Origin of the sequence: Methanothermobacter thermautotrophicus str. Delta H, assembly GCF_000008645.1 — an archaeon.
In the GTDB taxonomy this organism is placed as follows: domain Archaea; phylum Methanobacteriota; class Methanobacteria; order Methanobacteriales; family Methanothermobacteraceae; genus Methanothermobacter; species Methanothermobacter thermautotrophicus.
The window spans coordinates 512,156-531,114 of record NC_000916.1; the positions used below are offsets into that span (position 1 = coordinate 512,156).

The 18,959-nt window shown below is 50.5% G+C and carries 21 protein-coding genes; 14 read left to right on the top strand and 7 right to left on the bottom strand.

Features of this window, described 5'->3' with window-relative positions; translation table 11 throughout:
• Window positions 1-170: 170 nt before the first annotated feature.
• The gene (locus MTH_RS02645; protein ID WP_010876209.1) at window positions 171-1,103 is read left to right on the top strand and encodes an Ig-like domain-containing protein; all 933 of its coding nucleotides are present in this window, start codon (window positions 171-173) and stop codon (window positions 1,101-1,103) included.
• A gap of 141 nt (window positions 1,104-1,244) precedes the next feature.
• Here the strand turns inward: MTH_RS02645 and MTH_RS02650 are convergent, their stop codons facing one another.
• Genes MTH_RS02650 through MTH_RS02665 form a run of 4 tightly spaced genes read right to left on the bottom strand, consistent with a single transcriptional unit; the run spans window position 1,245 to window position 3,224 of the window.
• Window positions 1,245-2,021 (bottom strand): AAA family ATPase, encoded by a 777-nt coding sequence (locus tag MTH_RS02650; protein ID WP_048060846.1) that lies wholly within the window; start codon window positions 2,019-2,021, stop codon window positions 1,245-1,247.
• Between the two features lie 21 nt (window positions 2,022-2,042).
• Window positions 2,043-2,366, bottom strand: a complete 324-nt coding sequence (locus MTH_RS09875) for a dTDP-4-dehydrorhamnose 3,5-epimerase family protein (protein ID WP_197538713.1) — start codon at window positions 2,364-2,366, stop codon at window positions 2,043-2,045.
• A complete protein-coding gene (locus MTH_RS09880) occupies window positions 2,338-2,589 on the bottom strand; it encodes a dTDP-4-dehydrorhamnose 3,5-epimerase family protein (RefSeq protein ID WP_010876212.1) in 252 nt (83 codons plus the stop codon). Before MTH_RS09880 ends, MTH_RS09875 begins: the two co-directional genes overlap by 29 nt.
• On the bottom strand, window positions 2,586-3,224 hold the full coding sequence (locus MTH_RS02665) for a flavin reductase family protein (protein WP_010876213.1): 639 nt from the start codon (window positions 3,222-3,224) through the stop codon (window positions 2,586-2,588). Before MTH_RS02665 ends, MTH_RS09880 begins: the two co-directional genes overlap by 4 nt.
• Window positions 3,225-3,350: 126 nt before the next feature.
• Between MTH_RS02665 and MTH_RS10180 the strand changes: the two genes are divergently transcribed.
• Entirely contained in the window at window positions 3,351-3,479 is a 129-nt protein-coding gene (locus tag MTH_RS10180) for a hypothetical protein (RefSeq protein ID WP_269889786.1), read from the top strand.
• Window positions 3,480-3,724: 245 nt separating this feature from the next.
• On the opposite strand, the gene MTH_RS02670 is transcribed toward MTH_RS10180, so the two are convergent.
• Window positions 3,725-4,390 carry a histidinol phosphate phosphatase domain-containing protein gene (locus MTH_RS02670; protein WP_048060848.1) on the bottom strand — a complete coding sequence of 222 codons (666 nt, stop codon included), beginning with the start codon at window positions 4,388-4,390 and terminating at the stop codon, window positions 3,725-3,727.
• 128 nt (window positions 4,391-4,518) lie between these two features.
• On the opposite strand from MTH_RS02670, the gene MTH_RS02675 reads away from it, so the two are divergent.
• The 8 genes from MTH_RS02675 (at window position 4,519) to cca (ending at window position 11,219) form a co-directional block, all read left to right on the top strand.
• The gene (locus tag MTH_RS02675) at window positions 4,519-5,376 is read left to right on the top strand and encodes a pantoate kinase (RefSeq protein ID WP_048061230.1); all 858 of its coding nucleotides are present in this window, start codon (window positions 4,519-4,521) and stop codon (window positions 5,374-5,376) included.
• Between the two features lie 325 nt (window positions 5,377-5,701).
• Window positions 5,702-6,262: a class I SAM-dependent methyltransferase gene (locus MTH_RS02680; RefSeq protein ID WP_010876217.1), complete on the top strand. Its 561-nt coding sequence runs from the start codon at window positions 5,702-5,704 to the stop codon at window positions 6,260-6,262.
• Complete coding sequence (locus MTH_RS02685) at window positions 6,243-7,043, top strand: 2-amino-3,7-dideoxy-D-threo-hept-6-ulosonate synthase (RefSeq protein WP_010876218.1); 801 nt, start codon at window positions 6,243-6,245, stop codon at window positions 7,041-7,043. Before MTH_RS02680 ends, MTH_RS02685 begins: the two co-directional genes overlap by 20 nt.
• 1 nt (window position 7,044) lies before the next feature.
• Window positions 7,045-8,169, top strand: coding sequence for a 3-dehydroquinate synthase II (locus MTH_RS02690; protein ID WP_048060849.1), 1,125 nt, complete (start codon window positions 7,045-7,047; stop codon window positions 8,167-8,169).
• A gap of 43 nt (window positions 8,170-8,212) precedes the next feature.
• Window positions 8,213-8,593, top strand: a complete 381-nt coding sequence (locus MTH_RS10030) for a hypothetical protein (RefSeq protein ID WP_010876220.1) — start codon at window positions 8,213-8,215, stop codon at window positions 8,591-8,593.
• Window positions 8,594-8,830: 237 nt separating this feature from the next.
• Window positions 8,831-9,163, top strand: a complete 333-nt coding sequence (locus MTH_RS10035) for a hypothetical protein (RefSeq protein WP_010876221.1) — start codon at window positions 8,831-8,833, stop codon at window positions 9,161-9,163.
• Window positions 9,160-9,714, top strand: a complete 555-nt coding sequence (gene thpR, locus MTH_RS02700; protein WP_010876222.1) for an RNA 2',3'-cyclic phosphodiesterase — start codon at window positions 9,160-9,162, stop codon at window positions 9,712-9,714. The genes MTH_RS10035 and thpR overlap by 4 nt, the downstream gene beginning before the upstream one ends.
• 140 nt (window positions 9,715-9,854) lie before the next feature.
• The gene (cca, locus tag MTH_RS02705; protein WP_010876223.1) at window positions 9,855-11,219 is read left to right on the top strand and encodes a CCA tRNA nucleotidyltransferase; all 1,365 of its coding nucleotides are present in this window, start codon (window positions 9,855-9,857) and stop codon (window positions 11,217-11,219) included.
• A gap of 36 nt (window positions 11,220-11,255) precedes the next feature.
• Here the strand turns inward: cca and priS are convergent, their stop codons facing one another.
• Window positions 11,256-12,218, bottom strand: a complete 963-nt coding sequence (gene priS, locus MTH_RS02710) for a DNA primase catalytic subunit PriS (protein WP_048061231.1) — start codon at window positions 12,216-12,218, stop codon at window positions 11,256-11,258.
• 5 nt (window positions 12,219-12,223) lie between these two features.
• Window positions 12,224-13,528, bottom strand: a complete 1,305-nt coding sequence (gene priL, locus MTH_RS02715; RefSeq protein ID WP_010876225.1) for a DNA primase large subunit PriL — start codon at window positions 13,526-13,528, stop codon at window positions 12,224-12,226.
• Window positions 13,529-13,791: 263 nt separating this feature from the next.
• Here priL and metG point away from each other — a divergent pair, with 263 nt between their 5' ends.
• The 4 genes from metG to MTH_RS02735 all read left to right on the top strand — a co-directional run bounded on the left by metG (window position 13,792) and on the right by MTH_RS02735 (window position 18,951).
• Window positions 13,792-15,747, top strand: coding sequence for a methionine--tRNA ligase (gene metG, locus MTH_RS02720; protein ID WP_010876226.1), 1,956 nt, complete (start codon window positions 13,792-13,794; stop codon window positions 15,745-15,747).
• Between the two features lie 37 nt (window positions 15,748-15,784).
• A complete protein-coding gene (locus MTH_RS02725) occupies window positions 15,785-17,362 on the top strand; it encodes a DUF530 domain-containing protein (RefSeq protein WP_010876227.1) in 1,578 nt (525 codons plus the stop codon).
• 4 nt (window positions 17,363-17,366) lie between these two features.
• The gene (locus MTH_RS02730; RefSeq protein ID WP_048060850.1) at window positions 17,367-17,831 is read left to right on the top strand and encodes a DUF1699 family protein; all 465 of its coding nucleotides are present in this window, start codon (window positions 17,367-17,369) and stop codon (window positions 17,829-17,831) included.
• 148 nt (window positions 17,832-17,979) lie between these two features.
• Window positions 17,980-18,951 (top strand): MraY family glycosyltransferase, encoded by a 972-nt coding sequence (locus tag MTH_RS02735; protein WP_048060851.1) that lies wholly within the window; start codon window positions 17,980-17,982, stop codon window positions 18,949-18,951.
• Window positions 18,952-18,959 lie beyond the last annotated feature (8 nt).

The window sequence follows — 18,959 nt, forward strand, 5'->3', positions numbered from 1 at the left end:
GGAGGGCCCTGAATATGGAGGTTCCTGACTGTAAGCACGGTAGCCGGGATCCGCATGTAGCATAGCACTCCGACCAAAGAGACCATTCCCTGAGACCCAAAGTTTATTAAATATTAAAGTATATTTCATATTAAGGGGATGATAATATCAGGAATCTATGGAAAGTTCTAATGTTAGTGACCATCTTTGCCCTTATCGGATCCAGTCAGGCCGTCCAGATAGGCAATACAAGTTACGGCTATGTTGAGAAGGACTACTACGGTAACCAGAGCTCCAATGAGACCATAGGACTCATAATAGGGGTTCATCCCCGTGAGTCAGGTATACATGAAGCCGTGAGGAAGACCCTCCAGACCTCAAACCTCACAAAAAGATACGTCCTCTACAGCGTCCATGTGACATCCAATGCCTACGACTACTCGAAGGGCCGTATGAACGGCCAGCTACTTGCAAGGAACTTCATTGTACCTGATGTAAAGAATGAGAAGCCCATGCTGGTCATTGACTGCCATGAAAACCTTTACCGTCAGAGTGGATACGCATACCCCCGCTTCCTCTATGTGATCTCAGAGAACCTTGCAACCATAAATTACACGGAACAGATAGTATCCAGGATGGGCTTCCTGAGAGTATATACACCCCCAAAGGCAACGAGTCCTCAGTACGTGACAGTGCCGATAGCCTCACAGGGATACAGCACCATAATATATGAGACCTATAAATATGACAGCCAGTCAAGAAAGCTCAGCGACGCAGGTATGTTCATATCATGCCTTGAAAGCCTCAGAACCTACATTTCAAGGGGTATAAACATCACTTCAAGTAGCCCGGCTGCGGGAGCTGTAACCTCAAGGAGGCCGATAATAAGGGTCACCTTCTCAAAGACAATAAAACCTGGAAGGTACTGGAGCAGGGTAACCCTCAAAAACAGGTATGGTAAATCTGTGAGGGTCAGGACATGGGTTTCCGGTAACACCCTCTATGTGAAACCAGTCTACAGGCTATCCCGGAACAGCTGGTACACCCTCACCATACCGGCCGGTGCACTGGTTGACGCCCCAGAGAATAAATGGACGCTTAGGTTCAGGACCGGGAGAAGATAGGGTAGAAAAAAACCATTCTTCATTTATTTTTTAGAATTGTTCTAATGATGGATATGTAAGCCTAGAGAATCGTTGGGAGATCTTTTCTTTTTCTGGATTATAAAACTGCAGGATAAAAGCGCTTCTGTGCTGTTTTCTACACTAACATTTCATTAATTCCCTGATGATTTCATCCACTTCATTTTTAACAGCATATGCTCCCAGTGATTCCCCTTTTAGATTCATTTTGGTTATAGCTGGTGAATAAGGTAGAACACCTTTAATTTCGTTACCCTCTGAAGTTAATAGTTCTGTCAAAATTGGCTCCGTTTCCTCATCAATTTTGTTGAGGATTACTCCAAAACGTTTATCTGCTTCATGGGTAAGTTTTGCAGCCTTTTCTGCTAGTAGAACTGCATCACTGGAAGGATCTACCACCATCACTACAGCATCTGCCCCCTCCACTATTCCACGCCCGAAGTGTTCTACTCCTGCTTCAGTATCTACTAAAACCCATTGATCTTCTTCTAATCTTACATGATTCAGGAAATCTCTCGTTACAGCTCCCATAGGACAGGCACATCCCTCCATTGCATGATCAATTTTTCCTATCTGCATTAAACCTAAAGATCCAACCCAGCACACAAATTCCTGTGATAGACTCTCTAGATCAAATTTTTCCCTGAAAAGTTCGGGTTCAGTTTCCCCATCTCTGATCATTGACCTCAACTTTTTCATTACACGAGGTTTACCGCCAAGATAATCCATGAGAGTTTTCTCTGCTGGCTCAATTCCTAAGATCCCACTTAATCCAATATTAGATTCATCCGAATCAACAACCAGGACCCTTTTTTTCTGTTCTTTAAGTGTGTGAGCTATTAAAGTTACCAGCGTGCTCTTTCCACTTCCGCCTCGACCACTAATAATTAACTTGGGCATGCCGAAACCTTCCATCTTGAATTATTCCATCCTACAGTTCCAGTTATAAGGGATTATATCATTATCAAGAGGATTGACCCTCCTTTCATCAACATTTTCAGGATCGTAAAGAAGAGAAGGCATTCCGATTACCACCGATATTTTATTACCTATATTTTTCGTACCGTGAAAAATTCCAGGAGGGATATAGACTACACAGGGACATTTTTCACCCATAAATATCTCATTAAGGACCTGATATGTAGGTGAATCTTCCCTGTAATCATATAGGGCAAGCTTTACCATTCCCACGACACAGATCAGACGATCTTCCTGTTTAGAGTGAAGATTCCAGCCCTTGATCATCTTTGGATAGGAATATGAAGCAATTAATTTGCCTGATATTCTCTCCTTTCAGTTTCTTGTCATCCAAACGAAGGAGTTCCATCAGGAATCCCCTTTCATCACTGAACATTTTCAGATCATTTATAACCACTCCGTCAATGAGTTTTTCTCCATAAAAACCTGGAATATTTTGAACTCGTGGCTTTTCCAGTTCATCAAAATTTTTTAAACTTTTTGGTTTCATTCGCGGGTCTCCCTTTTTTCATACATCCATGCTAAAGGATCCTTGCCATCCGGGAACATTGCACCGTAGGGTTCAAATTTATTGATATCGCTAACAGTGCAGAAATGCATTCCACGATCCGATTCTACCATCATTAAAGGGTTAGCCTTCTCTATGTCCCATGAACCATCTTCTGGATTGTAGATATCATCGTTCACTTCAAGATGCACAACTTTACCGAGGATCAATAAATAAGGAAAGCCTTCATACTCATCTTCATAAATGTTATGCAGTTTACATTCCATCCATGCATAACACCCTTCAATTCCCGGTGCTTTAACCTTTTTTGAGGGTCTTTCCTTTAAATCCGCCAGTTCAAATTCATTAACATCAAAAGGAACATGCGAAGCTGTTGGTATCACTTTATCAACCATTTCAACCCCTGGCATATTAATAACAAATTCCCCAGTGTCTTTGATATTAACAACTGTGTCTCTCATCTTTGCTGAAGCCACACAGATCAGATCAAAGGGGCGTAAAACTGGCATAACACATGAATAAGGTGCTATGTTCCTAATTCCATCTTTACTTGTCGTTGAGATAAATGTCACTGGCAGCGGTATCAGAGATTCTCTCTTAAAATTTTCAAGTATCATATTATCACCAATCCATAATTTTTTTCCTCTCGTATATATAAATATTAGTTCTAAATCAAAAAGTATTATTATTTTGCCGTATATTCTTTAATGCTTATTACTACTTCCTGTAGTGGTGGTTTAAAGTTGAGGGAACTCGTGGAGTATGTATTATCACATCCTCCAAAGAAAATCAAAAACAACAATCACTCAAAAGAATTCGCTGGAAGTTCAGATAACCTATACGAGAATCTTATGGATTTAGTGCTGGATTAGCTAATTAAATTGAGTTAAAAAATGAAATGGGGATTCTAACAGTATCCTGGATCAAAATACGAATATAGGTGGCAAAATTATATAAGGAAGACATTAAAGATCTGAACACTTTCAGGGGATTATTATGAGAGCTGCGGATTATATAAGATATTCTATCTGAATCAGCAGCAGAACCGAAGAAAAAAGAAGGATAGAATTCCACAGCAGCTGAAGCCGCCTTAAATCCGCCGAGTCCATTTCAAGTTTCAGAGGATACCGTTCCTTTTAAGGAGCCTCCTGGGGTTCTTCACAAGCGCCTCCTCCACTCCGGACTCGGTTAGACCTGCCCCGAGGCCTATCCTCCGTGCCATCTCATAGTCGATCAGATCCCCCGGTGCATGGGTATCCGTGTCAATCACGATGGGGACACCAACCTCCCCTGCAATGGCTGCCACGTGACCATTACCAAGGCAGTGCCCCTTCCTGGCACTTATCTCAAGGGTCACATCATTCTCACGGGCCAGTTCAACGTCCTCAATCGTTATCAGGCCCGGATGGGCCAGTATATCAACCTCCGGGCAGCTTACCGCTGCATGGTTGGTGCCCGGGATCACCGGCTCCACCAGGGTTTCGCCGTGTACAACAATCACCTCGGCCCCGAGCCTCCTTGCCCTCACTGCAAGTTTCTCAATTATCTCAACGGGCGCATGTGTGATCTCAGCCCCCGGGATAACCGTGATGTCCCAGTTATCACCTATGTCCTCCACGGCGTCGATGAGGTTTGTTATGGTGTTTATGTTCGAGGCGTCTATGTGGTCAGTGATGGCTATTGCCTCATGTCCAAGTACACAGGCCCTCCTTGCAAGTTCGGATGGCAGGAGCTCACCGTCACTCAGGAGGCTGTGGGTGTGAAGATCTATCCTCTTTCTAATTTCAGGCCCTCCATGAAATCATTACAATCTGTACCGGGAGGGTCGCAACAATTCTCTCCTCCCTGAAAATCATTATATTGCTGTTGATACACATCAAAGATTAAGGTATGTTCAGGGAAGTATTTAAAATGAAGCCCAGGGTCTTTGTACCAGCACACATAACAGGATTCTTCGAGGTTGTAATGCAGAGGGACCCCCTGAGGTCAGGGTCCAGGGGGGCCGGTGTCGTCCTGGACAGGGGTGTTAAAACCGGGGTGAAGCTCAGGGGTTCAGATGACACCACGAAGGTGAGGGTGAACGGAAGGAGAGATGATGATGGAGTTAGCATTAGGGCCGTTGAAATCCTGAGGGAGCTCACAGGGTTCAGTGAGGGGGTGAGTATCCACCACGAGGTGGAGGTGCCCATAGGGTGTGGCTTCGGGACATCAGCCGCCTGCGCCCTCGGGAGCGTCCTTGCAATTGCATCTGAACTGGAACTCCCCATCACCTTCAACATGGCAGGTGAGGTGGCACACCGTGCAGAGGTTGAACTCGGAACCGGTCTCGGGGACCTCATAGCTGAGGTAACAGGTGGAATGGTCATCAGGACCCGGGAGGGGCCGCCAGGGTACGGGAGGGTTGACAGGATCATCCAGGACGGCCTCCACGTTATAACCCGGACGCTGGGGGAACTTGACACCGCATCGGTGATACATGATGATGCCCATGTGAGGGCCATCAACAGGATGGGGGGTGGTATGATAGGTCGCCTGCTTAAGAGACCAGCCCCGGCCCGGTTCATGGAGCTCTCCCGGGAGTTTGCAGAGGGGGCAGGCCTCATCCCCCGGGAGCTCAGGGAACCCCTGGAGGAACTCTCAGAGGGTACGCTGGGTGCCTCCATGGCCATGCTGGGGAACACAGTATTCGCCCTATCAGAGGACCCTGACGCCGGTGGCGCTGGCACCAGTACCTACGGTATCGACCAGCTGGGTGCAAGGTTCATATGAAAAACATACCCCGCCACAGGCCCCGGAAGTACTCAGAACTCCAAAACTCAGTCCATATGAAAAACATACCCTGCCACAGGCCCCGGAAGTACTCAGAACTCCAAAACTCAGTCCATATGAAAACATACCCTGCCAGGCCCTGACCCTGATCCGACAGCCACTCGACCGTAGACTCTGAAAACTCCAGCACCGCTGGATTATGCCTTATATGACCCTTTCCTTACATCTGAGGTTCATAATGAACAGATATGTGGATTTGTGGGGAAAATACTTTAAATTAAAAGGATATATTAATTGATGTTAGCAGAAGCAGCTTCGTGATCAGATGATAAGGATAGTGTATGATATCAACATCTACCGTGAGGTCCTCAGGGAGGTCCTTGAACCATCCCACACCGTCGTGGAGCTTGGCTGCCACGTGGGTAACTCAACGCGCATAATCTCGGACCTTGTACCTGAGGGGAGGGTTGTGGCCGTCGACAACAGCCCCGAGGCTGTCGAGGTAATGGAGTCCCTCAGCAGGGAACGTGACAACGTTGAATTTATCTCAGGGGATGTGCGGCTCCATGAAACCCTCGAGAAGGTCTGCACCATGATAGACAGCTGTGATGTTCTCAGCGTGGACCTTGGAGGTGGCTACCACCCGGATACAACCTTCAAGGTCTACTTCATCTGGTCATCCACACTCAAACCAGGGGTCTCCATCATAAGGAACCGGGGGCTCCTGGACTTTGTATGCTCATCCATCACCGAAGAGTCATTCACCTCCAGGTATGGATGGCTTGAGTCAAGTGGGGACGCTGGAATCCCCCCACGACTCAGGGAATTTAAGCTCTGGTCCAGCAAGATATACAAGGAGGGTGCCCATGATAGGCAAAAGGATTAGGATTGAGAGGATAATCAACAGGAAGACGGACAGGACTGTCATAGTACCCCTCGATCACGGAGTCTCCATTGGACCCGTTCGCGGGATAATCGACATGGCAGGCACCATAGATGAGGTTGCAAGTGGCGGTGCAAACGCCGTTCTCATGCACAAGGGAATGGTCAGGAGTGGACACAGGGGATACGGGAGGGACATAGGACTCATAATACACCTCTCGGCCAGCACAGGCCTCGGCCCCGACCCAAACCACAAGGTCCTTGTGACCTCAGTTGAGAAGGCCCTCAAGCTGGGTGCCGACGCGGTATCCGTCCATGTGAATGTGGGATCCGAAAGGGAACCCGAGATGCTGATAAAACTCGGAACCGTTGCAGAGATCTGTGATGACTGGGGCATGCCCCTCATTGCCATGATGTACCCCAGGGGTAAGAAGATAGATGATGAGCACGACCCGGAGGTCGTGAAGCTGGCAGCCCGTGCAGGCGCAGAGCTCGGTGCAGACATAATAAAGACCAACTACACCGGTGACCCTGACACCTTCAGGGACGTTGTGAAGGGGTGCCCGGTCCCTGTGGTGATAGCTGGCGGACCAAAGATAGAGACAGAGGAGGAGCTACTCCAGATGGTCAGTGACTCTGTGGAGGCAGGGGGCGCAGGGGTCGCCATTGGAAGGAACATATTCCAGGCCGATTCACCTGCAAACATGACAGGGGCCATAGCAGGCATAGTCCATGATGGCCTGAGTGTCGAGGAGGCCGTCAGGATACTGAAGGGTGGCGAGTGAGATGAAGTTCGCATGGCTCCTGGCCCCCGACACCTACTGGGATGAGAAGAAGACCTTCATAACGGCGGCCCTGGAATCAGGGATAGACCACATAGTGGACACCGCCGATTCCGGGAGGATAAAGAAGCTCGGTAACCTGACCCTCATCTCCCCTGATGAGGACGCGGATATAGTACTTGTAGGTAGGGATGGTGAGGGTGACGGGACCCTTGAACTCCCGGAGACCCTTGAGTACTCAAGGGACATTGAAATGGCATCAGAACTCAGTGAAAGTGGAAGACAGGTTGCAGCCTACGTGGAGATAAGGAGCAAGGCCCATGAGGAGCTTGCCAGGAGGCTCGGGCGCGTCGTTGACTACCTCATACTGGTGGGTGAGGACTGGAAGATCATCCCCCTGGAGAACATAATCGCAGACCTGCAGGAAGAGGATGTTAAACTCATCGCCGCGGTGGCTGACGTGGACGAGGCCCGGGTTGCCCTTGAAACCCTTGAACACGGAACCGACGGTGTCCTCATAGAACCGGCAGACATATCCCAGATAAAGGACATTGCAGCCCTCCTTGAGAATATTGAAAGCGAGACCTACGAACTTAAACCCGCCACCATAACCCGCATCGAGCCCATCGGATCAGGTGACAGGGTCTGCGTGGACACATGCTCCATAATGGGGATAGGCGAGGGCATGCTTGTGGGTAGCTACTCACAGGGACTGTTCCTGGTGCACAGTGAATCCCTTGAAAGTGAGTATGTGGCATCAAGGCCCTTCCGTGTCAATGCGGGTCCTGTACAGGCCTACGTCATGGTGCCCGGTGGCAGGACCAGGTACCTCTCGGAACTTGAAACCGGCGACGAGGTCATCATAGTGGACAGGGATGGCAGATCACGCTCCGCGATTGTGGGGAGGGTGAAGATCGAAAAGAGGCCCCTGATGCTCGTTGAGGCAGAGTATGAAGGCATGAAGGTCAGGACACTCCTCCAGAATGCCGAGACAATAAGGCTCGTGAATGATAAGGGTGAACCGGTATCTGTAAGTGAACTGGGTGAGGGTGACAGGGTCCTGGTCTACTTCGACGAATCCGCCAGGCACTTCGGGATGGCCATAAAGGAGACCATAATCGAGAAATGATGGTGTGTGAAGGAAGCCATGCCCCGCTACAGAAAGGGATAAAATGTACCATGTGAAGTTGATAGGGCCCTCCGAGAAGGATGAAGTACTCGCTGAACTCTCAGATCTGAGGTTATTTGAGAGGAAGGCCAACCTGCACGGTGCCTGTGTCAAGCTACTGACCGATAACATCTCATTCAAGGAGGAATGGGAGGCTAACTTCAAATTCATGAGCGACGATGTGAGGCCCCATGCAAAGGTATTCGCAATCTCAGATGGCGGGGACCTTGAGGTGCTCTACGAGCCGGTATCAAAAACCGTGATAATCAGGAACTGCGACTACTATGGCTGGGTTAAGAGCATAGCCCCTTGCAGCGGTCTCAGACTTCTTCGAGGAGTATCACTCAGAGCATCGCCGCTACTCTGTCCACGGTTCAGCCCTTGACAGGAAGGGGGATGGTCTGCCATCATCGGCCCACCCGGGACAGGGAAGACGACCCTCACCTACGGCCTCCTCCTTGATAGGGACTACAGCTACATATCAGATGACTGGTTCTTCACCCGCCTCTTTGAGAACGGCGTCCTGGTATACGCCTCAGAAAAGAACTCCTACATAAGGGATGACATCGGGGATGTCTGGGGTGAGTACTCGGATATCATAAGATCTGTTAAACTTGACAGCATGGGGAGGGGCGTCGCAGATGTGGGCATGCTCTTCAGGGACAGGATAAGGGACTCCACCACCCTCAAAAGGGTCGTGCTCCTTGAGAGAAACCCTGCAAACCCTCCACTCAGGAGGCTGAATGCCAGGGAGGGCCTGGAGTACATGGCCGGAAACGACTTCTGCAACCCCCACCAGCTCATACGGGATGAAAGGAAAACAGGACTCAGGAGGGACTTCTTCATGGAACTCTTCAGCAGGGTGGATCTGTACATCCTCAACACCATCGAAACACCCAGGGAGAGCCTTGAAAGGCTCAGAAGCCTTGAACATAGTGGGGAGGTTAAGCAATGAAGGTCAGAGCATTCCTTGCAGTTGACCTCGATGAGGGACTGCGGGACCATGTATCCAGGATACAGGATACCCTCAAATCTGCGGATGCCCAGGTCAAATTCGTTGAACCAGAGAACCTGCACTTCACCCTCAAGTTCTTCGGTGATGTTGGTGAGGGTAAGCTCAGGAGGATAGAGAATGTGGTGAGGGACACCCTCCGAGGCTATGAGCCCTTTGAAATCAGCATAAGGGGGGCTGGTGTCTTCCCGAACCCCAGATACATACGTGTGGTCTGGCTAGGAGTTGAAAACCCTGAAACCTTCTCAGATCTTCAGAGGAGCCTTGACATGGAATTCGTGAAGATGGGGTTCCGTCCTGAGAGGGACTACGTACCCCACCTCACAGTAGGGAGGGTTAAGGGACCGAGGAACAGGGATAAACTCGCTGAGCTCATAGGGGAACTTCAGAACGTTGAGGTCGGATCAATGAGGGTCAGTGAGGTGTCCCTCAAGAGGAGTGAACTCACACCTGCAGGGCCAATCTACACTGATATGGAGGTCTTCAGACTTTGAGGTTCTGATCCGACCCCATGAGTGGCAGAAAATTTTTTGATTCATGGCCCCCTATATGGATAGCTGGTGCACTCTCACTCCGGTTCCTATCCTGGATTAGTTTATCTGCAGTTTACTTCAATTCTTCATGGTGATGATTTATGACCACAGACTACAGCAACATACTCAAAACCATAAAACCCGACGGTGATGAATACCGGAGGGTCATGGAACTATCAGACAGTCTCGTTGAGTGCCTGAATGGACTCGCAGAGGAACAGGGAATAGACGCCGAGGCCGTCCTCGTGGGTTCAGTTGCCAAGGGGACCTGGCTTTCAGGTGCTGCAGACATTGACATATTCATACACTTTCCCCTCACGACCCCAGAGGATGAACTCAAGGAGAGTGGCCTCAGACTCGGCTATGGATGCATAGAGAGGTTCGGTGGTGAAGCCGAGGAAAGATACGCATCCCACCCCTATGTAACCGGTTACATTGACGGCTATGAGGTGGACTTCGTCCCCTGTTACCGGATAGATGATGCATCCATGTTAAGGTCGGCCGTTGATCGGACCATACTCCACACAAGATATATACAGGAGAACCTCAGGGATGAGCAGAGAGATGATGTGCTCCTCCTTAAGCAGTTCATGAAGTCAACAGGGACCTACGGTTCAGAGTTCCGTGTTGGTGGCTTCGCAGGGTACCTTGCCGAGCTGCTGGTGCTCCGCTACGGCGACTTTGAGGGAGTCCTCGAGGGTGCCCTTCAGTGGAGGCCCGGATACATAATAGACCTTGAGGGCCACGGGACAGGTAAGGGATTCGAGGATCCCCTGGTGGTGGTTGACCCTGTTGATAGAAACAGAAACGTTGCAGCGGCCCTGACACTCCAGAGGATGGCTGAATTTGTAACCGCATCCCTGAACTTCCTGGGGAACCCGAGCCCAGAGTACTTTCAACCCCCCAGCTACTCCACAGATGCCGCTGAAATAACCGGGACCCTCAGCTGCAGGGGTTCCAGGGTCATCGTCATCTCAACGGGAGTCCCGGATGTACCCTCAGATGCCCTCTACCCCCAGCTGAGGAAGACCCTTGATTCTGTGGTTAAGAACCTTGAGGCGGAGGGTTTCTCTGTCCTGGGAGCTGACTACTGGAGTGATGAGAGCAAGTCAACATTTATGGTCCTTGAGATGGATGTATGGGAGCTCCCTTCATACCTGAAGAGGTATGGTCCCCCTGTATGGTCCCGACGCCACAGGGAGAGATTCCTCAGGAAGCATGAGAGGGTCTGGGTTGAGGGATCCAGGCTCACCATAGAATCCCCCAGGAGGCACAGATCCGCAGTTTCATATCTGAGGGACCTGCTTTCAAAGCCGGATAGGCTGAGGATGGGTAAACATATAGGGGTGGAGATCAGGAGGGGCTTCAGTGTTGATCTCCTTGATGATGTAATCGGAGAAGCTGAAAAGGAATTTCTGGAGTTCATGGATGCATTCCTGAACCCCTGGAAGGCCCTTGAAAGATGATCCCATAACCCCCTACTATCTACTAACCCGGAAAGGCTATTCCCTCTCATCCACAAACCTGGGGACAGCGCTCTTAAGGGGGTCAAAGGTCTCAGGATTTTTAACTTCCATGCAGATCATGCTGACCTTTGAGTGCAGTGATGTTGGGAGTCTCAGTATCCTCTTGAGGTCAATGGTCACCTTGGCATCAAGCATCCTCATGTTAATCTTCGATATCCCCTTAACAAGTCTCGGGTAAACCCTGGGACCGATCACTGACCTGAACTCCCCCCACCTGTCCTCAAGGATGAGGTTCCTGTTCCTGACTGCAGTCTTAACTGTCCTTGCAGTGACATCCTCGATATCCTCATCACCCCTCAGGTGAAGAAGCACATGCCTTGCCCTCTCAGTGAATACCCTGTGATATCCCAGTGGTATGGAGAAGTGCTCCATTTCATAGGATGATACCCCATCGGTAAACTTCCTCCGCGGCTCCCTTGCACCTGCGGTGTACCGCAGTATCTCAGCCCTCACCTCCGAGCCGAGCTCCATGACCTCGGGGTCGAGGACCCTAACATGGTAGCCCCTCCCTGAGTATATGACATGGATGTCGCCCAGGCCCAGGTCCCCCTTCAGGGTGTCAACCATCATGAGGACCAGTTCCCTTGCCTCATCAAGGCATGTGGGGCATACACCGTCACACTCACATGATCTCACAGGGAGGTCCTTGGCATCAACATCGAATATGAGTTCGGACCGCTGCCACCCCTTCCTCTTCCAGGGTTCCCTGTAGAACGCCACCGAGGAGTATGCTGCGAATGGGTAACGGACCCTCATGAACCTTGCCAGACTCCTCTCATCCCTGAAGACCCTGTACCTGTCACTGGGTCCCCTGCCATTGTGGTCGAACCCGAATTCCCTCATATGGAGGTTATCAGCTATGAAGTCAGGAAGGTCCCTGACATTCCACTCCTCACGGTAGTACCTCTTCCTCTCAAGGGGTGTTGCCGGTTCGAACATGGGCATCATTCCTCCTTCTCCCCGCTTGATCTGAGCTTCCACCTCTTCCTGTTGTAGTAGGTCAGAGGATTGGAGATGCTGCTGCAGAGTTTATCAGGTCTGCAGAGGTCCGGGAGGTGTATTTTGATCTTCTCACAGCTCATGGGCGTATACCATTTGCTTTCGCCCTCATTTTCCAGTTCAGGCATGTCGTGGACACCGAAGCCCAGCTTTGCAGTTATGTTCAGTTTCTCCTGTGGATCGTCCTCAAAGAGGGGTGGTTCGCATCTATCTGCGGCATCATAGATCACTGGCAGTATCTCCCCCAGGGTTATCCTGAGGTCGGGGTCAAGGTCAGAGACCTTCATGGGGGTCCTGTCCCTGAAGACCGATGGGTAGAGGCGTGCATAGGATATGAATGACGTTAGAAGGAGTACTATGGCGTCGTTCCTGTTGCCGGACCTAACCCCATCCAGTGTCCCCCTTATGCATGGCGGGAAGGCCTCCTGGACAAGCTTACCGGGTCTTGCAGATTTAACAGGGCCTCCTGTGAATGACATTATCTCCTCAACGGTCTCCCTTATCCTTTCTGCTGTTTCAAGTATGAGGGGGTGGACCTCCACCGTTGAACTCATCTCCCTGACCATCCCTATGTACTCCTCTGTCCTCTGCATTATCATGCGGGATATCATCGTCTCCCTGACCTCAAGACCTACGAGGATGTCGTAGAGCCTGTCAGGACTCCGGTCCCTTATACTGTCCTGGAAGCTGGTTATGAATTCGTCCCTGTCTATTATGACCCTCCCCTCCTTGAGGATGAGGTCTGTGAGCTTCAGTTTCCCTGAACCGAGGAGGTCGGCCAGCTCCGTCCACCTGAGGCCCTCTGAACCCAGTTCATAGAGAACCTCAGCCATGATCTCCTCCCTTTCACCCCCAAAGACGTTGAGGCGGTCCTCCACCATGGCCCCTGCAGACTCAACCACCAGCCTCGCCTCCCTTGAGGCCTTCATGAATCCAGCGCCTGCTGCCTGGGCAAGGATATAGAAGGCCAGCACATCGTACTCCTCAATCTCAGGGTTCATAAGGTAGGCGTAGTCTCTGTGGTTGAAGTCCTTTCTCTGTCTCCTGAGGTACCATTCGAGGCGTTTAACTGCAAGTTCAGCGATGCTGGCCGGGAGGAGTGAATTGTCTGCAAGGTTCTGTCCGCGTGTGCGCCTCCCTATCTCAAGGAGCTCATCCCTTGTATCGTCTATGGTGTCCAGTGATCCGTATTTCCTCACGATTTCCCTGGCATCCTCTGAGAAGGGGTTTATGAAGAGTGAAGATACCATGTTTAAATCTTATACCGGTTGACCCATAAAGGTATCGAAGTGTTCCATCACATCGAACCGCAGTTTTGGGCATGCTGATCTGGCCTTGAGGTTGTGGTTTCCCTGAATCCAGTACCTCAGCGGCGTGTTGCCGTGATTATGACCGCAAGACATGGACTCAAATAAATTTATATAGAAGTAAACCGTAAATTAAACTGGATTTAATTGCCTTAAATCGACCCGTCTTATTCTGATCTGGTTCATGATTCAAGGAGGAGTTTGAGTTGAGTAAAGTATTTATCACCTGCGCACTTCCATATGCCAACGGCCCCACGCATCTCGGTCATCTGAGGTCAACCTACATACCTGCAGACATATATGCGAGGTACCGGAGACTCAGGGGCGATGATGTCCTCTTCGTCTGTGCCACCGATGAACACGGAACTCCCATAGCCGTGAAGGCAGAGGCCGAGGGCAGGACCCCCCTGGAGGTCGCCACCCGCTACCATGAAATGATAAGGGGGGACCTTGAGAGGTGTGACATATCCTTTGACAGTTTCACCAGGACCACAGATGAGCTCCACCACGAGATAGCCCAGAAATTCTTCCTTAAACTCTACGAGAAGGGCTTCATATATGAGAAGGACATAAAACAGCTCTACTGTGGGGACTGCCAGCGATTCCTCCCTGACAGGTACGTTGAGGGCACCTGCCCCTACTGTGGAAGTGAGGGTGCGCGTGGAGACCACTGCGAGGGCTGTGGAAGGCACCTTGAGCCGCTCCAGCTTGAGGATCCGCGCTGTATGGTATGCGGGTCAGAACCAGAGGTCAGGGACTCCCGGCACTACTTCTTCCGCCTGAACCAGTTCCAGGATGAAATCAGGGAGTGGATCGAGGGCTCAGAGATGCCATCAAATGTGAGAAATTACGCCATCCAGTGGCTCCGCGAGGGCCTGAAGGACTGGATACTCACAAGGGACATGGAATGGGGTGTCCAGGTACCACTGGAGGGGAACGAGGGTAAGATCATATACGTGTGGGGTGAGGCCTTCCTTGGCTACATCTCATCTGCAGCCGCCTGGAGCAAAAAAACCGGGAGGGACTGGAGAGAATACTGGGACTCCGGCGCCATCCACTTCATCGGAAAGGACATAATATACCACCACGCCATATTCTGGCCAGCCCTCCTGATGGCGTATGGCTGCAGGACCCCCGCGAACATAATAGCCGGGGAGTACCTGTCACTTGAGGGCCAGAAGATGTCCACCAGTAAAAACTGGGTGGTCTGGACATCAGACTTCCTTGAAAGGTTTGACAGGGACCTTCTCAGGTACTACCTCACCGTCAACGCACCCCTCACCAGGGACACTGACTTCTCATGGGACGACTTCCAGAGGAGGGTTAACGATGAACTGGCCGATGTCCTCGGGAACTTCCTGCACAGGACCTTCTCATTCACAGGTAGGTTCTTTGACGGGAGGGTCCCGGCTGCAGGTGAACTTACAGCTGAGGACCTGGAATTCCTTGAATCAATCAGGGCCGCCCACGACACCGTCGCTGAACTCCTGGACAAATTCCAGTTCAGGGATGCCCTGATGCACATAATCAAACTTGCCAAGAGGGGTAACAAGTACTTCAATGACCAGGAACCCTGGAAGGCCGTTAAGGAGTCACCCGCCAGGGCCTCAACCTGCCTCCACCTCTGCAATCTCCTGGCAGCCAACCTCGGGAAACTCTTGAGGCCATTCATGCCATCAGCAGCAGGCAGGATACTCTCCATCATGAACCTGGAGGATGAAGCCTGGGGATTCCATGAACTCAGGGAGGGACAGGTGATAGAGAGGGCGAAGCCCCTCTTCTCCAAGATAACTGACGAGGCAATTGAGGAGGAGAAAGCAAAACTCATTGAGGAGGATGATGAAGTGGAAACCGTGACAATCGACGACTTTACAACTATGGACATAAGGGTTGGCGTGATAAGATCAGCCGAGCGAATAGAGGGATCAGACAAGCTCCTGAAGCTCATAATAGATGTGGGTGAGAGGGAGATGCAGGTTGTTGCAGGACTTGCAGAGAAATACAGCCCCGAAGATCTTGTTGAGAGGAAGATTACAGTGCTTGTGAACCTCAAACCCGCGAAACTCTTCGGTGTGAAGTCAGAGGGCATGGTACTTGCAACAGGAGAATCCCTCAACATACTCGACCCCGGGGACGCCGAAGTCGGTGAAAGGATAAGGTGAGTGGAAGGCCCTGTACCCTGTGTCTGGAGAATGATAAATGAATGAATCAGGTCTCATTGCAAGGTCAGAGAGGTTCCTTGAGAGCATAAAGGACAGGAAGGTTTCGCTGGATGATTTAAAGTCCGTGGAAGGATTCATTGACCTGTACACATACCTGCGGGGGAACCTCGAGGAACTTCAGGATCTCAAGGAGGCCATGGAGCTGCGGGGATTCAAGTATCCCTTCAGGTCAATATCAGGGTACAGCAGTCAGTACTCCCCTGAAATCGCTGAGGACGTCCATGATATTAAAAGGCACGCCCAGTACTTCCGGATGAAGGCCTCTACAAAGAAGAACCTCCTTGACAGGGTGAACTCCGCCATATCATCCCACAGGATAGCCCTCGGGAACCTTGAGGAGTACGCCCTCCTGCAGTGCCCTGACTGCTCAAGGTCCCTCCGGCTTTCTGAGGTTGAATACCAGGACATCCTGGATGGTGTGATGTGCCCATGTGGCTCGGGTAGGATGGAGATTGAATTCAGCGGATCTGCCATCTGCCGGCCTGAAATAATACCCCACCTCCCCCTCTCAGGTGACTACATGGTCAAGATGTCAGAGCTGAGCCTCTGGGCCAGGAAGGCCTTCAAGAAGATAATGAGGCTCTTCAAGAACGAGAAGAAGGGGGCCGTGAGATCAGCCACCCTCGTGATAAAGGTCCTTGAGGATGGGAGGTGGATAAGAAGGCGCATAACCATTGACAGTGACGATAACGACTATGAGAGGATGCTGAGGCAGAGGTACGGTCCAAACGTGAGGATAGAACTGATACAGTTCCACAGGAAGAAATCCAGCATAATAAACGATCGCTACACAAGGACAGCCCTTGCCCTTGGATACGCCGGCCTCTCACATGACATAATAATGGATATAAAGGAGAGGGTCTACAGTGAGAAGCTGCGGGACTATGATGCTGTGAAGAGATACAGGAGGATACTCTTCGAGGCCAGGACCTATTCACCTGATCTGAGGCTCTCAGAGGATGAACTGCAGGAGGTCAGGGTGCAGAAGATGCATGATCTACTTCATGAGGCAGGTCTCGGTGACTCCGGGGGGAGGTTAAACCGGGAACTCAGGGAGGACCTTGAGGTGATGGAGGAGGTTAAGAGGGAACTCTTCAGGGACGTCCCTGTGAACCTCGTCCTATGGGACGTTGCCCTATACTACCTGGGCACATCACTGGACAGAAGGTCAAAGCACGCAGGGCCCTTCCCGAACCTGCGGCCGGTCCTTGACAGGAGCCAGGTGAGGACCTTCGATGAGCTCAGCAGGGACGCTGTGGATCTTCTCAACACATGCTGGGAGGGGGGAATGGTCTACATCGATAAACTCGGGGATGTTCTTCTTAAGAAGTTTGAGATCGAGGATAAGATGAAGGGACTCCATATGAAACCGAACCCACTCGCCTTCGGTGCCGCTGTGCTCCACATGGAGGGTGAAGCTGACATTGAAACCTGCGCTGAGATCTTCCATGTCAGGGTGGAGGAGGTTGTTGAGGAGAAGAGGAACATAGAGAACCTGGGTAAGCCCTCAACGGACCGTGCAAAGATGTTCCTAAATCTCATAAAAGGTGATTGATCCCATGGCAGAGAAAATTCACGTGAATCAGCCGCTGACCTCAAGGAGGATAATAGAACTCCTTGAGAAGAACCCCGACCTCAAGGAGATCACCTGCCCAATAAGTCTCTATCACCGGACCTCAAGGAGGTACCTTGACGCCCTTGAGGAACTTGGAGTTAATGTGAGTCCCGTGAAGAGAATTGGAAGGCCGCGGAAGTACACAGATAATGATGTTAAGCTGGTTCAGAGCCTCCTGAAGGAGGGTAAAACTCCAAAGCAGATTTCCGGGATTACAAACATACCCCTCAAAACGGTATACTACCTCAAGGGTGACATTAAACTCAAAAGGGGTAAGAAGAGGAAGTATGATAGGAACACCCGTCTCAGGGTCCGTGAGATGGCCAGGAATGGTATGCCCGCAAGGAAGATCTCAAAGGACCTTGGGATACCCCTCCGAACAGTTTACTACATTCTGAAGAACGGCTGATTAAATAGTAAAGGTTACGTTAAGATGGATTACCCCGGTTATGATCCTCCAAAGAACGGCTGATGAAACCAAAAATGTATAAACCAGAGGGTGTTAATGAAAAGTATAACCTTTAAATTCTGTGCCAGATTATGTTTATGGTGATTCTATGGTTCTAAAACTTACCCTTGAATATTCATCTGTGCTGCTCGTGTCACTGATATGCTGCATAATAGCCTTCACATCCACCTACACGGTGATGCCACGCCTCATAAATAAGCTGAAGGAGGCCAATGTGGTCGGTAATGACATACACAAAATCTCAAAGCCCATAGTGGCTGAGATGGGTGGTATCGGGATACTCTTCGGCTTCACCATAGGGATGTTCATAGGTATGTACTGCTTCCCTGAACTCCAGTACGAGCTCATGGTGACCCTCCTTGTCATACTCCTGGTCGGCATTGTTGGAATGGTGGACGACCTTGTGAGGCTCTCGTCACGTGAAAAACTCTTCCTGCTCTTCCTTGCGGGTCTTCCAATAATCTGGGTTGCCCCTCCGAAGGTCGGGATACTCTACATGATCATGATGCCGGTAGCCGTTTCAATAGCTTCAAACCTGACCAACATGCTGGCGGGACTGAATGGTATCGAATCAGGGCTCGGGTCAATTGCAATGACGGCCCTCACAGCCTCATGTATAATAATGGGCAAGTATGATGTCTCAATAATAACCATGGCCATGCTGGGGGCCCTCCTGGCATTCCTCATGTACAACAGGTACCCATCAAGGGTGTTCCCTGGTGATGTTGGAACACTGATAATAGGTGCCTGCATAGCATCGGTTGCATTCATAGGCAGGGTCAAGATAATAGCCCTCATAGTCCTGCTACCGAATATCATAGATGGGATTCTGAAATTCTACAGTGCCGGTGTCGTTGAGAGGCACAAACACAGGCCCACAGAAATTGCAGAGGATGGTAAACTCATAGCACCCCCTGAGGGCTTCAACTCACTTATAAGGTGGATACTGAGAAGGCCAATGACCGAGAAGAAGGTTGTCATGATAGTGTGGTCCATAGGAATGTTCTTCGGGTTCCTTGGAGTCCTCCTGGCATTTATACTCCCACTTGATCCCTTCTAACACCAGAG

Coding starts and splice junctions, on each gene's coding strand:
- MTH_RS02730 (WP_048060850.1), top strand. CDS start 17,367: ATGGCAGAGAAAATTCACGTGAATCAGCCGCTGACCTCAAGGAGGATA.
- MTH_RS02665 (WP_010876213.1), bottom strand. CDS start 3,224: ATGATACTTGAAAATTTTAAGAGAGAATCTCTGATACCGCTGCCAGTG.
- MTH_RS02725 (WP_010876227.1), top strand. CDS start 15,785: ATGAATGAATCAGGTCTCATTGCAAGGTCAGAGAGGTTCCTTGAGAGC.
- MTH_RS02650 (WP_048060846.1), bottom strand. CDS start 2,021: ATGCCCAAGTTAATTATTAGTGGTCGAGGCGGAAGTGGAAAGAGCACG.
- priL (WP_010876225.1), bottom strand. CDS start 13,528: ATGGTATCTTCACTCTTCATAAACCCCTTCTCAGAGGATGCCAGGGAA.
- MTH_RS02685 (WP_010876218.1), top strand. CDS start 6,243: ATGATAGGCAAAAGGATTAGGATTGAGAGGATAATCAACAGGAAGACG.
- MTH_RS09875 (WP_197538713.1), bottom strand. CDS start 2,366: ATGATCAAGGGCTGGAATCTTCACTCTAAACAGGAAGATCGTCTGATC.
- MTH_RS02680 (WP_010876217.1), top strand. CDS start 5,702: ATGATAAGGATAGTGTATGATATCAACATCTACCGTGAGGTCCTCAGG.
- cca (WP_010876223.1), top strand. CDS start 9,855: ATGACCACAGACTACAGCAACATACTCAAAACCATAAAACCCGACGGT.
- MTH_RS02645 (WP_010876209.1), top strand. CDS start 171: ATGTTAGTGACCATCTTTGCCCTTATCGGATCCAGTCAGGCCGTCCAG.
- MTH_RS10035 (WP_010876221.1), top strand. CDS start 8,831: ATGGGGAGGGGCGTCGCAGATGTGGGCATGCTCTTCAGGGACAGGATA.
- MTH_RS02735 (WP_048060851.1), top strand. CDS start 17,980: ATGGTTCTAAAACTTACCCTTGAATATTCATCTGTGCTGCTCGTGTCA.
- MTH_RS02675 (WP_048061230.1), top strand. CDS start 4,519: ATGAAGCCCAGGGTCTTTGTACCAGCACACATAACAGGATTCTTCGAG.
- priS (WP_048061231.1), bottom strand. CDS start 12,218: ATGTTCGAACCGGCAACACCCCTTGAGAGGAAGAGGTACTACCGTGAG.
- MTH_RS02690 (WP_048060849.1), top strand. CDS start 7,045: ATGAAGTTCGCATGGCTCCTGGCCCCCGACACCTACTGGGATGAGAAG.
- MTH_RS10030 (WP_010876220.1), top strand. CDS start 8,213: ATGTACCATGTGAAGTTGATAGGGCCCTCCGAGAAGGATGAAGTACTC.
- MTH_RS09880 (WP_010876212.1), bottom strand. CDS start 2,589: ATGAAACCAAAAAGTTTAAAAAATTTTGATGAACTGGAAAAGCCACGA.
- thpR (WP_010876222.1), top strand. CDS start 9,160: ATGAAGGTCAGAGCATTCCTTGCAGTTGACCTCGATGAGGGACTGCGG.